Source organism: Carboxylicivirga sp. M1479, from assembly GCF_007097485.1.
GTDB lineage: Bacteria > Bacteroidota > Bacteroidia > Bacteroidales > Marinilabiliaceae > Carboxylicivirga.
In genome coordinates this window covers 182823-198972 of sequence record NZ_VKDE01000016.1, presented here as the reverse complement: position 1 = coordinate 198972, position 16150 = coordinate 182823, and the positions used below count along the sequence as shown (strand labels likewise).

10 protein-coding genes and 1 tRNA gene are annotated in these 16150 nt (G+C 37.0%); 6 read left to right on the top strand and 5 right to left on the bottom strand.

What is annotated here, in order from left to right:
• Window positions 1–46: 46 nt before the first annotated feature.
• The 3 genes from FNN09_RS11485 to moeB all read right to left on the bottom strand — a co-directional run bounded on the left by FNN09_RS11485 (window position 47) and on the right by moeB (window position 2986).
• On the bottom strand, window positions 47–580 hold the full coding sequence (locus tag FNN09_RS11485) for a hypothetical protein (RefSeq protein ID WP_143302500.1): 534 nt from the start codon (window positions 578–580) through the stop codon (window positions 47–49).
• A 56-nt stretch (window positions 581–636) separates the two neighbouring features.
• Window positions 637–1566 (bottom strand): NAD(P)-dependent oxidoreductase, encoded by a 930-nt coding sequence (locus tag FNN09_RS11480; protein ID WP_143302499.1) that lies wholly within the window; start codon window positions 1564–1566, stop codon window positions 637–639.
• 310 nt (window positions 1567–1876) lie between these two features.
• Window positions 1877–2986, bottom strand: a complete 1110-nt coding sequence (gene moeB / locus FNN09_RS11475; RefSeq protein WP_143302498.1) for a molybdopterin-synthase adenylyltransferase MoeB — start codon at window positions 2984–2986, stop codon at window positions 1877–1879.
• 280 nt (window positions 2987–3266) lie between these two features.
• Here moeB and FNN09_RS11470 point away from each other — a divergent pair, with 280 nt between their 5' ends.
• The 6 genes from FNN09_RS11470 (at window position 3267) to FNN09_RS11445 (ending at window position 14246) form a co-directional block, all read left to right on the top strand.
• Window positions 3267–5678 carry a TonB-dependent receptor domain-containing protein gene (locus tag FNN09_RS11470; protein ID WP_143302497.1) on the top strand — a complete coding sequence of 804 codons (2412 nt, stop codon included), beginning with the start codon at window positions 3267–3269 and terminating at the stop codon, window positions 5676–5678.
• Window positions 5679–6622: 944 nt separating this feature from the next.
• Window positions 6623–7426 (top strand): AraC family transcriptional regulator, encoded by an 804-nt coding sequence (locus FNN09_RS11465; RefSeq protein ID WP_143302496.1) that lies wholly within the window; start codon window positions 6623–6625, stop codon window positions 7424–7426.
• 101 nt (window positions 7427–7527) lie between these two features.
• Complete coding sequence (locus tag FNN09_RS11460; protein WP_143302495.1) at window positions 7528–10131, top strand: outer membrane beta-barrel family protein; 2604 nt, start codon at window positions 7528–7530, stop codon at window positions 10129–10131.
• A 1537-nt stretch (window positions 10132–11668) separates the two neighbouring features.
• Window positions 11669–12118 (top strand): helix-turn-helix transcriptional regulator, encoded by a 450-nt coding sequence (locus FNN09_RS11455; protein ID WP_143302494.1) that lies wholly within the window; start codon window positions 11669–11671, stop codon window positions 12116–12118.
• A 452-nt stretch (window positions 12119–12570) separates the two neighbouring features.
• The gene (locus tag FNN09_RS11450; protein ID WP_143302493.1) at window positions 12571–13341 is read left to right on the top strand and encodes a dihydroorotate dehydrogenase electron transfer subunit; all 771 of its coding nucleotides are present in this window, start codon (window positions 12571–12573) and stop codon (window positions 13339–13341) included.
• Window positions 13335–14246 (top strand): dihydroorotate dehydrogenase, encoded by a 912-nt coding sequence (locus FNN09_RS11445; protein ID WP_143302492.1) that lies wholly within the window; start codon window positions 13335–13337, stop codon window positions 14244–14246. Before FNN09_RS11450 ends, FNN09_RS11445 begins: the two co-directional genes overlap by 7 nt.
• 370 nt (window positions 14247–14616) lie before the next feature.
• On the opposite strand, the gene FNN09_RS11440 is transcribed toward FNN09_RS11445, so the two are convergent.
• Both FNN09_RS11440 and FNN09_RS11435 read right to left on the bottom strand, forming a co-directional pair.
• A tRNA-Lys gene (locus tag FNN09_RS11440) sits at window positions 14617–14689 on the bottom strand.
• A 106-nt stretch (window positions 14690–14795) separates the two neighbouring features.
• Complete coding sequence (locus FNN09_RS11435; RefSeq protein WP_143302491.1) at window positions 14796–15953, bottom strand: hypothetical protein; 1158 nt, start codon at window positions 15951–15953, stop codon at window positions 14796–14798.
• Window positions 15954–16150: the final 197 nt, after the last annotated feature.

The window sequence follows — 16150 nt, the reverse complement described above, 5'->3', positions numbered from 1 at the left end:
CAATGGCATTATACTATTGCATGATAATTTGTAATTGCTTAAAAGCTTAGATATAAAGTGCTATAACAGCAATGATTAAACCGATGGCCGTTAGCACTAATCCTCGTATAAATTTTTTCGATTTAGGCTTATACATCCAAAGCGATGAAATGGCCAGGAAGAATAACAAAACACCGTAAATAACAGCTAGCCAATGCGCTCCAAAACGGCTTTTGGTCTTGTGAAAACCATTGATTAGCCATACTACATCGGGGTATGTGTTTATGGTGTAAACAGCTTCTCCACTTGACTTACAGTAATTTCCGTAATTAAAATAAATTGTATCAGCCGTTTCTTCCAATACCCTTAAACGACGTAGCTTTAATGCACTGCCTAATTCATGCGCAGCCATATTGGGCTTAATGTTTTCAATGTATTGCTCATCAATGGTAAATGTATCGGTATCTCTGTAAACAAGTACAATACCGCTTATGCAATAGATAATGGTTAAACCAATCATTAAAAAACCTATATCGCGGTGCAAGGCACGCATAATTTTAGTGGTTGATCGTACTTTTTTGTGCTGATTATCCTTACTCATTATTCGTTTTTTTAAATCGGGCACAAATATAGTATTGTTCGATTAACCTAGGCTTATTAATTCATATTTCTGTGTGCCATACACTCTAACTCTCCAAAGTAAGCCTGCACATTATCCATTACTTTTTGGGACAATCGTTCTTTGGCTTCTTTTGTCCAACCCGATGTGGCATTCGTGTAAATAAGCTTGTTGTGCTTCATCAGTTCTTGTTGGTATTGGCCAAATCCGCAGATGTCAAATATGGAAAAATTACCTTCTTTCTTAAGCCATTTCTCAAAGGGTTCTATATCAAATGGTAAACCCAAAGAAGTATTTATAATGATGGCATCATTATTTAATAATTCAAAGTGATGATGTTGAAGTACCTTGGTGTTACGAGGTAGATGAAATGAGATTATTTCACAGTTCTCAAGAAGTTGATCAAGAGGTAGGTATTGTATGTTATTGGCTTTGGCTTCTGCTTTAAGAGTACGGCTATAGTAAAATACATCGGCACCAAAAGCCTGTATACGTTGGGCGGTCATTAGTCCGGTAGCACCCATGCCAATGATACCAACTTTACGCTTGCTCAGCTCAATGGGCTCATTTTTCCATTGATGCTTTCCCAGGCCTTTCAAAAGTTGAATTAGTTCCGATACAATAAACTCAGCCACACCTTCATCGCCATAATCGCGCACTCCTTTTACAATTATGCCTTGCTCTTTTGCATAACGCACGTCTACATTGGCCGATTCCTCATCTATTAAACTACAGCACATACCAATGTACTTTAGCTTAGTACACTGACTAATTACGGATGAATTAATAGGCGTGTTCCAGGATACAAAAACACAATCGGCATTAAAAATGCGCTTAATTATTTCCTCATCGTTTAGTGGAACATTGTTGTAAGAGCGTATAGTTTGATTGGAAAGCGTCTGCAAGTGTTCAAGAGCGAAGTTCTGAAGCCCTGTATCGTCGAGTATTACTATTTGTTCAAATTTCATCTATTCAATTTAGTTTTCGTGGATGCTAGTTTTAACAAAACTCAGTTCTACCACTGTTCTGTCGCGAAAATAATGCAAATTTTATAACTCCCTTAATATGTTCTACAAATGATTGTCGGTGGCATAAGTCTTTGTTAACAAATAAAATACAGAAGCTTCATGTTCACTTAACATTTAATTTGCGATATCAAGGTCTGAAGTTATTAAATTAGCAGCGCTAAATTTTTTAGCCAAAGCTAAATACAATAGTACATGGAGAGTCTCATTCTATTTCCATCTTATTTTCGCAAAAAGAGACTTTCCATGTTTTCTAATTAATAGCTTCCCAGGCATCAAAACCACCGCTTAAATTGCTTAACAAAGTATAGCCTTCATCTTTTAAAAACTGGATAACATAGGCGCTTCGCATACCCAAGTGGCAATAGACCACCATGGCTTTATCACGTGGTAATTCGTTCATGCGTGCTGGAATTTCATTCATGGGAATATGAATAGAACCATTAATTTGCCCTTGTAACAACTCTTCTGTTTCTCTTACATCTATAATTACAGGAGCCGAACTTTGTTGCAGCAATTCCTTTAGTTCTTTGGCTGATATTTCGTTACCCAAATCAATTGTTGTATTGCTGTTACAAAAAGCCTCGTAATCAATTAACTCCGTTATACTTGGCTGTTTGCCACAACAAGGACACTCAGGATCTTTAGCAAATTTAATTTCATTAAACTGCATTTCAAGTGCATCGTAATTAAGCAGGCGACCAATTAAGGGCTTACCAATACCGGTTATTTGTTTGATAACTTCACTTGCTTGCAAGGTGCCAATAACCCCAGGTAAAACACCAAGCACGCCAGCTTCAGCACATGAAGGGACTGTACCTGGCTCAGGTGGTTCAGGAAATAAACATCTATAGCAAGGGCCATCGCTAGCGCCAAATACACTCACTTGACCTTCAAACTGCCTTATGGAACCAAAAACATTAATTTTATTATTGAGGACACAAGCATCATTAACCAAATAGCGGGTTGCAAAATTATCGGTGCCATCGCACACAATATCAAACTGTTTGATAATGGCATGGGCATTGGCTGATGTGAGCGCTTCGTTAAATAATGAGACTTTTACGTGGGGGTTAATCTCTTGAATACTGTTTTTGGCCGATCGTGTTTTTTCAATTCCTACTTGGCTGGTTTTATGAATAATCTGACGCTGAAGATTGGATGCATCCACGACATCAAAGTCAACCAAGCCAATATGACCAACACCCGATGCAGCCAAATACATGGCGATTGGCGAACCTAATCCACCTGTTCCCACAATAAGTACGGAGGCTTGTTTTAACTGCTCCTGACCTTTAATACCAAGCTCGGGCAATATGGTATGACGCTTGTAGCGTTCGAGTTCTTCTGTTGTTAATGACATGTTAATCTTTCTCTAATTGGGCATGAAGATAATTACTTTAGCCCACACAATAATGCAAGAAGCAAATTCGTTTGAAACCCTTGAATAACCTAGGGAAATCATAGGATAAATAATCATCATTAACTTAATTTCATAAGTAATTCATCTACTGTTGCTTTGGTACATGAATATGTTGTGTTAATCTTTTTTATGATTTTGTTGTTCTTCTTTTGCGCAGGCAAAAAAAGTTTATGTCGTCTGATAGAACGTAAGCTGATAATTAATTTAAAAAATACATAAAGTGAAGTTTTTAACCCTCTTATTAGGAATGCTGATATCTGTATCTTTAATGGCTAATACGCCAGAAAAAGAAGGGATTGTCAAAGGAAAGGTTTACGACGGAAAATCGAAAAAACCGGTTGAATACGCAACTGTTGCTATCTACAATGCCGTTGATAATAGCGTTATTACAGGAACCATTAGCGACGAGAATGGTAATTTTAAAATCAAAGGATTAAAAGAAGGTAGTTTTTATGTTGTTGTTTCCTTTCTAGGATACGACAATAAAAGGTACGATAATATTACCGTTGATGGCGGCCGTGATATGATTGATTTGGGAAGCATTACCCTAGGTTCGGCCAATCAGTCTTTGGAAGAAGTGGAAGTGATTGCAGAAAGACAGTCAGTAGAGTTTCACATCGACAAGAAAGTAGTATCAGTGGGGAAACAAATGACTTCTGCATCTTTATCAGCTGTTGAAGTATTAGAAAATGTGCCATCTGTACGCGTTGATATTGAAGGGAATGTGTCCTTAAGAGGTAGTACAGGATTTACCGTATTAGTTGATGGTAAGCCTACTGTCTTGGAACCTAGCGATGTATTGCGACAAACACCTGCTTCTACTATCGAAAATATTGAAATCATCACCAACCCATCGGCTAAATACCAACCAGATGGAACAGGTGGAATTATTAACATTATCACCAAAAAGAATAGGACGCAAGGCGTGCAGGGCTTGATTAATGCGAAGGGTGGAACCTTTGGTATGTATGGCGGTGATTTTTTATTAAACTGGCGTAAGAAAAAGGTTAATTTTAATATTGGTGCCGATTACAACAACAGACCGTTTCCAGGTGAGACATATACCAGACGTGAAACCTACCAAGGTAATGAGTCAACTATAATTGAAGCTGCAGGTGATAACGAAAGAGCTTATTACGGCGGTGGCGCACGAGGAGGTATCGATTGGGATATTACCGAGCGCGATAATTTAAGTTTTAGTGCACGTATAGGAAAGTTTAATATGGGGAGCGATTCGGAGTTGGATTACCTGGAGACCAGAACGATTGACAACAGTATTGCAGAGTATAATAGTTATAATGAATCAAACCGTTCAGGAACCTATTACTCCTTAACCACCAACTATGCTCATAAATTTGCACAAAAAGGTCACGAGCTATCTGCTCAATTGAATTATAGAGGACATGATGGAGATGAGTTTTCTGAGAATTTTCGATCACAAAATGAGGTAATAAGTGACGGTACACGAACCACAGAAATAGGACCTAATAAACGTTGGGAGCTGCGTTTAGACTATGTTAAACCTGTGGGTGAAAACGACATGTTCGAAGCAGGTTTTCAGGGTAGAGCAGGTATGGGCGATGATGAAACAAAGCTTTATCGTTGGGATGTAGATCAGAATGATTTTATTGAAGATTTACAGAATCGGAATACCACAACGATGGATCGTAATATTTATGCACTTTACTCGGTTTATAAAGGTAAAGTAAGTCAACTTGGATATCAACTTGGTTTACGCGGTGAATATACCGATCGCTTAATTAGTTCGAGTGGGGTGAATGAAACCTATGTGATTGATCGAGTTGATTTCTTTCCGACACTACATTTATCGTATCAATTGCCAAAGGATAACCAGTTGATGGCTAGTTATTCTCGTCGTATTGATCGCCCACGTGGTTATTATTTGGAACCATTTGTTACATGGGTAGATCAGTATAATGTACGAAGTGGTAACCCTAATTTAGCACCCGAGTACATTGATGCTTTAGAACTTGGTTATTTAAAAGAGTGGGATAAAATGCAGTTGTCTCTCGAAGGATACTATCGCATCACACATGATAAAATAGAGGGCATCATCATGCCTTACGAAGATAGTCCAGAAGTCTTTTTAAGGACTTATGATAATATTGGAACAGATTATTCGCTTGGTGCTGAAGCCATGTTAAATATCCCTGTTGCCAAGTGGTGGGAAATGAATGTGATGGGCAATTTATACGATTATCGAATTGATAGTAATTACGAAGGCGTTGAAGATCGCTCATCATTTAACTGGAGCTCGCGCGTTAATAATTCATTTGTACTCAGAAAGAATATAAAACTGCAAATAGATGGTAACTACGATAGTCCTACTGTTACGGCACAAGGTGAAACAGAAGGGAATTATTATATGAATGCCGCAGTAAGAATGGACTTTTTAGATAGAAAGTTATCAGCTGTGGTGCAAGCACGCGATGTTTTGGCTACTTCGCAAAGGGTATCAATAACTGAAGATCCTAACTTTTATAGTTACCAAAAACGTACACGTAAAGCCCCAATGATTTCGTTTACCTTGAGTTATCGATTGAATAATTTTATTCAGAAACGAGGACGAGGTGGTGCTGATTCCGGAGGTGGAATGGAAGGAGAATTCTAAAAAAAAGAATAGATTAATAGTTTAAAAGGAGGTTGATACAGACCTCCTTTTTTATTTTGTGGCACTAGCAAGGTGACGCTGTGTACAAACTAAATTGTTAATTGCAGCAATGAAGGCCGTGATCATATAGTCACGCCACTTCTTTATTTTTATCTTTTGACTAAATAGTCATGGTACCTTTCTCTCTTGAAAATAGCCTTAACTAAATAGTCACGCCTTGTTTTGCTACTGAAACAAGATTTAACTATTTAGTCAAAGCCAATTTCTCTTGTTCTTTGGGCCATGATTATTTAGTTAAAGCATGTTTCTCTGCTGATTTTAGTAATAACTATTTAGTCAAGGCTTGTTTCACTCCTTCCAAGGTGATGTCGGCCTATCATGAGAAATTATAAATGGGATTGTGTGTTAAATTGAGTAGTAAATAGAAAAAATGAATACAGGAGTATTTAAAGCTATTAGCTGAACCTTATATTTGCTATACAAAATCATAGTGTAGAAACATGTATGAAAACAATCGAGTCATAAATTATTTTTTTTTGGATATAAAATAAACTAATTAATAATAAGTCGTTTATGTGCAGTTCTTCAAAGCTAGGGCTCTTTAAAGCGTTGTCCATTGTGGCCTCTTTTTAAAATAGCTTACGCTTTATCAAAAGCTTTAGAAAGACCAGGAAGCTGATCCCGATTACTCGGGAGAAGATCGCCTGGCCGCACTTAAGTTTGAGATAAATTGAAGCGGAGCGGAAATCATGAATACCTTTGAAAGATAGACACAACATGAACTAATAAGAAAGATATTTTAAAAGTAGCCTTGATCTTTTTTCCTTAGTTTTTGTGATCAAGAACATCGGAACGATTAAGAATTGAGTATTCTTAATTGTTTCAGCATAATGATTAGTTTGGGCGGATAGCCCAATTGATAGAATTAGTTAGGACAACATTGTATGAAAAATATTAGCAGTAAAAACAAGATAGAGAACGAACAGCTCTTCAAAATCAGTCGCATGAAGGAGGTGATTAAACCCACCAAACCTCATAAACATGCGGGCTATCATGAGCTAATAATTTTGCATGAAGGAGCTGGTATTCATACAATTGATGAAACAGATTACGAAGTTAATCCGCCAAGTTTATTTTACCTTAAAGGAGGACAGGTTCATTGTTGGGAATTTACTCAAATACCCAAAGGCTATGTTATGATTTTTAAGGAGGCTTTTTTAGATGAGTTCAATGATGCGGCACAGCTGTTAAGTTTATTTCCAAGCTATTTGCGTTTAGGTAAAAATGACAAAAATATTTTGCAAGACTTTGCACTGATGATGAGCGAATTTGAGTCAGCGAATCCCAATCAGCAAGTACTAAAAAGCTATTTGAACGTTATCATTTACAAAGTGAATGAACTGGCAAAAACTTTAAGTATCAGCAAAGTGGAGGATAAAACCGTTGTTGCATTTAAAGCATTGGTAGATCAGTGGTATAAAGAGGAAAAGGAAATTACTTTCTATGCAGGTCATTTAAACATTACCAAGCGAAAATTAAGTACATTATGTAGCAAGGAGCTGGGACGACCAGCTAGTTCAATCATAGCTGAGCGTTTGGTAATGGAAAGTAAACGATTGCTTCGCTATACCAATAACACTATTTCAGAAGTGGCTTATGAACTTGAGTATAGCGATTCTTCGCATTTTGTCAAGTTCTTCAAAAGCAAAACCAATCTAACACCAACTGAATATCGTATGAAATTTTGAGCAATTTGAACGATACCTACAATAAATAGGTTAAAATGTACCATAATACAATTGAAAATGTACTTAGTTTTGCTACTCAATAACTAACGATTAATTTCACAATGAATTACAAACAGATGATTGCTATTGTTGGCTTTATTTTTTTATCGCTAGCAACATATGCACAAACAGGAATTATTAAGGGGAAAGTGGTTGATGCCAATAGTAATGAGGAAATTCCTTTTGCTAATATTGCGTTGATGCAAAATGGCTCAATTATTACTGGTTCGGTTACCAAAGATGATGGTAGCTTTAAGTTGACAGAACTGAAGCAAGGGAACTACGATATCGCTATTTCATTTTTAGGATATGAGTCACGAGAACTTAAAAATATCACTATTAGCAACGATGAGCGTCTGGTAAACTTAAAAGCAATTCAGCTTTCGGTATCCGATGTTAAAATTGAAGGTGTAGAGGTTAAAGCAATGGCGCAAACGGTCAGGACAAAAATTGATCGTAAAACCTATCGTGCACAAGACTTTGCAACAGCTAGCGGTGGTACGGCGGTTGATATACTAGACAAGTTGCCTGCTGTATCGGTGGATGGTGAAGGAACAGTATCGGTGCGAGGTACCAGCGATTTTTTAGTTTACATTAATGGTAAACCTACACAAACCAATGCTTCCGATATGTTAAGCCAAATTCCGGCTGAACAGATTAAAGATGTCGAAATTATTACAGTACCAGGTGCGCGTTACGATGCTCAAGGTAAAGGTGGGATTATTAATATCACCACACAAAAAGGTGCTGCTGATGGTTTATCAGTTGTGGCCAATGGAATGATTGGCGGTACGCCTTGGACCAATAAGGACGACGTGTATAGTCATCAAAAACTGGATAACAACCGGTATAATGCCAGCGTCAACCTGATGTATAATAAAGATAAATTGTCGCTTAGTGGTGCTTTGTCAATGCAATCGCGCAATAATAAAGGTAGAGGTATTATCGATCCTTATATTTACCAGGATCCGGAAGAATCGGTGAGTGGATTCCCTGGTAGTTATTATGTACTTGATGGTGAGGGCTCTCGTCCTAAATGGTATACAAACATGATGGCCAATATGGGAGTGAACTATCAGTTAAGTGAAAATGCCGAATTGGCAGCCAATTATCAGTATTCGAAACGTACCAGTGGACGTACAGCCAATTATGTTTACGATGCTTATTTTGCCGATGCACCTGATGGAGATCCTTATGCAGGCACACTTCAAGAGATCTATAATCCAAATGATATTCATCGCGATGGATGGTTTAGCAACTTAAGTGTGGATTATACTCAAAAAATAGGTGATGACTCTAAATTACGTACATCCTTTATTTACGAAACATCCAATTTGGATCAAACCATCGATAATAAGGAGTTTCCTTATGATGGCGAACGATATTATTACGATGACACACCCGATTTTCATTCTTTTCAAAGCGATGAAACACCGATTGAAGCTTACCGTTTTGAAATTGATTACCAACATACATACGATAACGGAAACTCGCTAAATGTGGGAGCTCAACCGCAATGGGTTCGATTGGATGGTTCATTTGCTTACGATACAATTATTGGTAATGGCTATTGGGGCGATCCAAGTATTGAAAGCTACGATAATAGCATTGACCTTAAGCGAGATATCTACTCGGCATACATTGATTATAACGGAAAGAGTGGTAAGTTGAGTTATATATTGGGTTTACGCGCTGAGTACATGGACCAACTGATGACGGTAAGTAGCACCGAGTATTTTGAATACGTTTATGGTTACTTTAGTGATGTGGGCGATGGACGTGATTTTGATCAAACGGATTTTGAACATCGTAAGTTTGATTTATTCCCTACACTTCATGCTCAATACGATTTAAATAAAGTGAATAGTTTGTCGTTGGCGGCAAGTCGTCGTATTAATCGCCCTCCAGCTAAGGATATGGCACCGTACTTATACCGTCGTCATCAGGAGATTTACGAAATGGGTGATCCTTTGTTGGAACCTGAATATATTTTAAATGCAGAACTAAATTACACACGTAAGTTCGGCAAAAACAATATGACACTAACGGGTTTCTACCGAGGTGTTGATAATGCTATTTATCGCGTTAATCGTGTGGCATACGACATGGGTAATCCTGGTGGTGTGTTGTTACGAAGTTATACCAATGCAGGTAATCAAACTTCGGTAGGAGCGGAATTGGGTGTGAATGTAGATTTACTAAGTAAGGTTAAGTTATTTGTTGGTGGCTCTCTCTATGATTTCAATGTTATTGCAGATGATGAGCTGCTTGGCGAAAGTCGCGATAGCCGCAGTACTAACTGGAATATTAAAACAAATGCCTCGTGGATGATGACGGACCCACTTAAATTAACGGTCGATTACTCCATTAAGTCCGGATCAGTTACGCCACAGGGTGAGAGCTTGCAGTTTCAAGCTTTGAATGCTGCCATCAATTATAAACCTCAAAGACTGAGTGGCTGGACTTTCTCAGCAAAGGTATTGGATATATTAGGCACTAATCAAGCAGGTGGTTATACAGCAGCTTACGAAGGCGATCAAGTGTTGTTACGTCGCGATTATGTATATGATTACGAGGGACAAATAGTAGAGATTGGAATCAGCTATTCGTTCAACAGTAAAAAACAAAAAGCTCAGAAGAAGCACATTGGTGATGATTATTTCTAGATCATGATATATTGATTAGATCTAATCAATCAAAAAATAAAACAAAGGGCTTGTTTCTAACGCTAGAAACAAGCCCTTTTGCTTTATATAAGAATGTAAGCTAGTTAAGCTACTCGCAAAGCAAATATTGAATTTTACAAAACATTGTTGATTCAAAGAATGATACAACCAAAGTGTCTTAGGGATTTATGAACTAATATCTAATCAGCTTACCAATTCTATATGCGCATTAGGCTTTACATTCCAAATACAATTTCCTCGGGATAAATACGATGTTCATGCTTTATGGATAACTCAAAACTTACCTGGATGAACTAATTTTCATTATTGCAATGTGCTTCATTGTTAATTCACCCACCTAATTCAATTTCTCTTGGAATATATTTCCAACACGGCACAAATAAACATTTCAATGGCAACAGTGAATGACTATTCAGTCAAAAACCTTGGCTTGTTTAATCAATAGTAAAATGCAACTAAAAAAACCGTGTGGCAAAAAGAGACTTCCATAAATAACTCAAGTATGATAATACTGGGAGCGAGCAAGTGTACATACTCTTGTTTTAAGTTAGCTAAAAAATAAAGGCATTTAATTAAAAGGCCATTTAATACTTAACAATAATTAAAGGCGGGAGCTTGACGTATTTACTTTGTCATAAATACTTGTTCGCAATTTAGAAAAAGCTGTTTTAGATGAGAATTGGGTAATTTATGATGAGTACCTGCATGTGACAATTAAAAGATCCTTGCAATAAAAAGGGCAGTTGAAAATTACAGTAGATTACACTTGTCATTAGTAAATAGATAAATAGAGTAGGGTAGAGTTGGTGTTTACAAAAGTAATATACAAGATCATTGCACACTTGTAATTAATTAGACATGATATATGTTTATAGATGTATTTTTGTTTAAGGCGATCTATTGTTCTCATCCTTCCAGTTACAGTCATGTACCAGACATATACACCTTCCTATATATTATCATTAACTAACTGTAATCCAATATTTAATACAGTCTTAATAAAGTACTACTTTAATCACCGATGGATGAGTATGTATATTTATACAAAATGCGTATCATATATGCTTTATGTAGCTTTTTATGCGCTGGTAACCAGTATAATACAGCATACATATAAACTACTACTTAAGCACATAATACAATGACTGACTATTAGTGCTTTACGCAATTACTGTGTGTTATAAAAGTATCTTAGCGCAAGTAAACCCCAATTGGCCCCCGTAATTATCCTTATTCTTAATAGTGCTAATACAGTGTTGTTTATGAGCCTTAATTAAGGTATTAATTATGTATGTGTTTTGTTATTTGGCTATGGCAGATGAAGAAAGGTGTTTAAGCTGTGTTTATTATGAATTAATAGTACTATTTAAAGCTGTAGTATTTGTTTTCATTGTTTGTAGTGATTACATTTGTCACAGGTAAATACAATTGATCATTACAAATATATACAACGCGTATTGATTACACTTGTCATTAGTTAGTCAGCCATCAATACACCATGTTAAAGTTGTCAATTATGAAAGAACGCATTGAAGCAATTATACAGCACGAACATATAACACCATCTCAATTTGCTGATGCGATCGGGGTACAACGATCTGGTATTTCTCATATTTTATCAGGGCGTAATAAACCGAGCCTTGACTTCCTAAATAAACTTTTGCAGCGCTACCCCCATATTAGTGGCGACTGGTTAATAACCGGTAAGGGCAATATGCTTAATGGCCAAATAGAAGCACTTAAGCCAACGGAACAATTAAGCTTCCCTATGGCTGATAAAAAGCCAAGAACTAGCTTTAAAGTGCCCAAAAAGGAGCTTAAAGAGGAGGAAGTGGCTGAATACGTAGCTCCTAAACCAACTCCAGTTACTAAGGTGCCAATTTTACCCGCTCCTGAAGGTAAAACGATAGAGCGGATTGTGGTTTTCTATAATGATAAATCATTTTCGGAGTATAAACCTGAGTAGCTGTTTAAGCCTGTAACATATCAGCATTAAATCGTATATCTACACTATAGTTAAACAACTTTATAGCTGAGGTAATATATAACAGGGCATGTTCTTGATTATTTCTTACTAAACTTTGATATAAGTGGTCTGTATGGCTCTTTATGTCTCAGTCGCTTCGAATTCAACTGCTTTAAGCACTTTTATACAAGGCATATACTCTAATAAACTTGCACTTAACACCATTCTCTATAAATCTAGCCAATAGTCGATCATCTTTACTATCTTCTCTTGATAATAGGTGTTTGTATGCTATATGGGCCATGAATTAAAGTTGTTTAGTACAGTTTCCTTAGCAACTAGTGGCTTAATCTCTCATAATTCAATTGTTTTTGGTATCTTTGTCCAATTTTAAGGTGTTTACAAATGTAAAGCACTATTTAGTGATGAACTATTAATTGTTTATAAGATACATGAAGAAGTACATCGACGATTTTAAGGTCATTAAAAATGAACGCTTAAATTACGAGTATGTCATCTTGACCCTCCAACATCCGGGACAAATGCCAGAGATGATGCCAGGACAGTTTGTTGAAGTGCGGGTAGATAATGGACCCAATACCTTTCTTAGACGCCCTATTTCCATCCACGATGTTGATATGGAGGCAAATACGATGAAACTATTGGTTCAGGAAATTGGCGATGGCACGCGTTTAATGGGACAATTAAAGGAAGGTGACAACTGTAACTTGGTTTATCCCTTAGGTAACTCATTTTCGCTTCCTGAAAAGAAACGGGTTTTGTTAGTAGGTGGTGGCTGCGGTATTGCTCCGCTATTGTATATGGGGCGTCACTTGGTGGCCAATGGTATTGAGCCTCAGTTTTTGTTAGGAGCACGCACGCAGGAAGGTTTAATTGCCATGGATGCCTTTAGTGAACTTGGACAATTATACACCACAACAGAGGATGGATCTCACGGTACAAAAGGCTTTGTAATTCATCATCCGGTGATGCGAACGCAAAGTCCGGAAATAGATCAAATCTATACTTGTGGTCCCGAGGCTATGATGAAAGTCGTGGCTAAATACGCTAAAAACCATGGTATTAAATGCGAAGTATCCCTAGAAAACCATATGGCTTGTGGTTTTGGCGCTTGTTTGTGCTGTGTAGCCGATACCTTAGATGGCCATAAGTGTACCTGTACAGATGGTCCTGTTTTTGACTCAACATATTTAAAATGGTAGATTTAAAGATCGATTTAAACGGATTGGAGCTTAAGAATCCGGTAATGACAGCTTCTGGAACTTTTGGCTATGGCGAAGAGTTTATGGATTTCTTTGATATTAGTCGCCTGGGTGGTGTTATGGTCAAAGGAACAACATTGGAACACCGCGAAGGGAATGCTTACCCAAGGATGGCTGAAACACCTCAGGGTATGTTAAATGCTGTTGGGCTTCAAAACAAAGGGGTTCATTACTTTGCCGAACATATCTACCCACGTATTAAGGATTATGGTACACATATGTTTGTGAATGTATCTGGTTCTAAAATTGAGGATTACATTAAAACGGCTGAAGTTGTTAATGACCTGGAACATATTCCTGGAATTGAGCTTAATATTTCATGTCCTAATGTAAAAGAAGGTGGTATGGCCTTTGGAACCAGTTGTCCATCGGCCGTTGCGGTTGTAGAGGCTGTGCGTAAGGTGTATAAAAAGCATTTAATGGTAAAGTTATCACCTAATGTGACCAATATAGCGGAAATAGGCGCTGCTGTGGAAGGTGCTGGTGCTGATTCAATATCGCTTATCAATACCTTATTGGGGATGGCCATTGATGCCAAAACCCGTAAACCAATTTTATCTACCATTACAGGTGGCTTATCTGGTCCTGCTGTTAAACCAATTGCTTTGCGCATGGTTTGGCAAGTGGCACAAGCCGTTAAAGTACCTATTGTGGGGATGGGAGGTATCATGAATACGACAGATGCCATCGAATTTATGTTGGCTGGTGCTTCTGCAATACAAGTGGGAACGGCCAATTTTATTGATCCTTGTGTGACTGACAAGATTGTAGTTGGCCTGGAGCAGTACTGTCAGGAGAATGGTTTCAGTAAGGTAAGTGACCTAATTGGCGCTATGGAAGTATAAATAAAACAAACCTTGAAAGTGAATAAAAAGCTCGTTGTATGACGGGCTTTTTGCATATTACAAATGTAATTAATGTAAAATTCATCCTTATTACAAGTGTAATGTCAAATAAATTATGACACTACTTCTCTGATAAATACGCTATTTTTAATTCAACGCCCTTATACCATTTATATTTCATAATCCGCTAGTATATTGCCTTAATACAATCAACGTGTCTTAAGAAATGGAATGCACTAAAGGCCCATTTTGATTCGTAAACGGTATTACATTAGAACCCTAATAAACCATTATTATCTTTAGTAGTGGAAGAAGATCGAAACATATGGATACAAAAAAAGCCCCGATATAATCGGAGCTTTAATTTGGGTGACTCAGCAGGGATTCGAACCCTGGACCCACGCCTTAAAAGGGCGTTGCTCTACCAGCTGAGCTACTGAGTCTTCCTTTTTTGCTTTTGCGATTGCAAATATAGAGCATCTCTATTATATAGCCAAATTTATTTATGCATTGTTGTGTTATATATGCAGGTAATAGTAGGCAATTATTTTAGCTACTGGCTCTTAAGAATTGATTTTTTTTTGCGCTTAAATTAATTATCGGCTTAAAATACGATCTTATCGTTGACCAGCGCTCAGGATATTGCTCAAATAAATTAAGAATGCGTGTTTTATTTTTACGCAAAGCATCACTAATTGCGGGAGCACTTATTGCTTTAGGCATATTGGCACCTACATCGGAGCTGGTGATACTATGTCCTTGTTGCTGTAACCTGATAGCCGATTCTTCCAGACGATCGAGCAAAAGAATGGTTTTACTTTGGCGATTAATTGGCTCCGTTGCTGGTACTGATGTTTCTTGCTGTTCTATTCGTGGAATAACCAATAATGATTCTTTGATAATAACATCATCTCCTGGTTGAACGTTGTAAAGATTACAAATGTAAATAACTGCATTGTCGATTATTTCTTGAGTTACACTATAGCTCAAGTCTAAATTAATCAACTTAAATGCTGCTTCTTGTGATATAACATAATTAACGCCATCTCTTTTGCTTGCTTCCAACAAGTATGTACTCATCCATTGATTTTTCCATGAAGCAAAGCTTTCTTTCGACTCAGTATCCTCTAAGTACTTGTGTTCTAGTAGTTTTTGTGTTTGTAGTTTAAATTGATTGTTTTGCTCAATGGTTGTTTGGTAGTTATTAATTGTCATTTGTGCAAACCTACTGGCCATTTTACCAATAATTGCCTTGTGGCTTGTATCTAATGTTGTATGACTATCACTCATGCCAAAATTACTGCAGTCATTTCTGAAAAATAAATACGACAGAATAGATCTTGAGTTAATCGTACACGGAACAAGTAAGACTAAATAGTTATTTTCTGAAAAAAGGTCTAATTGACTTAAGCTTAATTTAGACGCTTGAACAAATGGTAATAACTCGGGACTGGTCCACTGTTGCGTATTTTTTTCCTTGGTAATTTGTGTGAGCTTAAGCATCGTATCATTGGATAGTTGAATGGGTGTGCTTAATTGTTGTTGTGTTTGCTGGTTCCATTCTAAGCCCTCAAATAGTGCTTTGTTATCCAATTGATAAAACAACATTACCCGGTCTAATCCACTCATAAACATTTGCCACTGCTGCAATAGGTGTATTGCAGGGTGCACATGCTGTTGGTAAGATGTAAAATTTGGGTTATGCATGAATGCTTAATTGTTAAGCGAAATTACAAAAAATTAAGCAATTAATTAAGTAAAAACTTAAGCACTTAATAGAGTTAAGTAAATTTTTTAAACAATAAAAACTACTTAATAAATTGCTATAATGCTGTAAATGAGAAGATATTTGCATTGTTGATTCACTAATCTCATCAGAGAATTTAAAAAATTAATAAGTAAAA

Bases quoted from the DNA above. Each gene is read 5' to 3' on its own strand.
- FNN09_RS11485 (WP_143302500.1), bottom strand. From the start codon at position 580: ATGAGTAAGGATAATCAGCACAAAAAAGTACGATCAACCACTAAAATT.
- FNN09_RS11480 (WP_143302499.1), bottom strand. From the start codon at position 1,566: ATGAAATTTGAACAAATAGTAATACTCGACGATACAGGGCTTCAGAAC.
- moeB (WP_143302498.1), bottom strand. From the start codon at position 2,986: ATGTCATTAACAACAGAAGAACTCGAACGCTACAAGCGTCATACCATA.
- FNN09_RS11465 (WP_143302496.1), top strand. From the start codon at position 6,623: ATGAAAAATATTAGCAGTAAAAACAAGATAGAGAACGAACAGCTCTTC.
- FNN09_RS11460 (WP_143302495.1), top strand. From the start codon at position 7,528: ATGAATTACAAACAGATGATTGCTATTGTTGGCTTTATTTTTTTATCG.
- FNN09_RS11455 (WP_143302494.1), top strand. From the start codon at position 11,669: ATGAAAGAACGCATTGAAGCAATTATACAGCACGAACATATAACACCA.
- FNN09_RS11450 (WP_143302493.1), top strand. From the start codon at position 12,571: ATGAAGAAGTACATCGACGATTTTAAGGTCATTAAAAATGAACGCTTA.
- FNN09_RS11445 (WP_143302492.1), top strand. From the start codon at position 13,335: ATGGTAGATTTAAAGATCGATTTAAACGGATTGGAGCTTAAGAATCCG.
- FNN09_RS11435 (WP_143302491.1), bottom strand. From the start codon at position 15,953: ATGCATAACCCAAATTTTACATCTTACCAACAGCATGTGCACCCTGCA.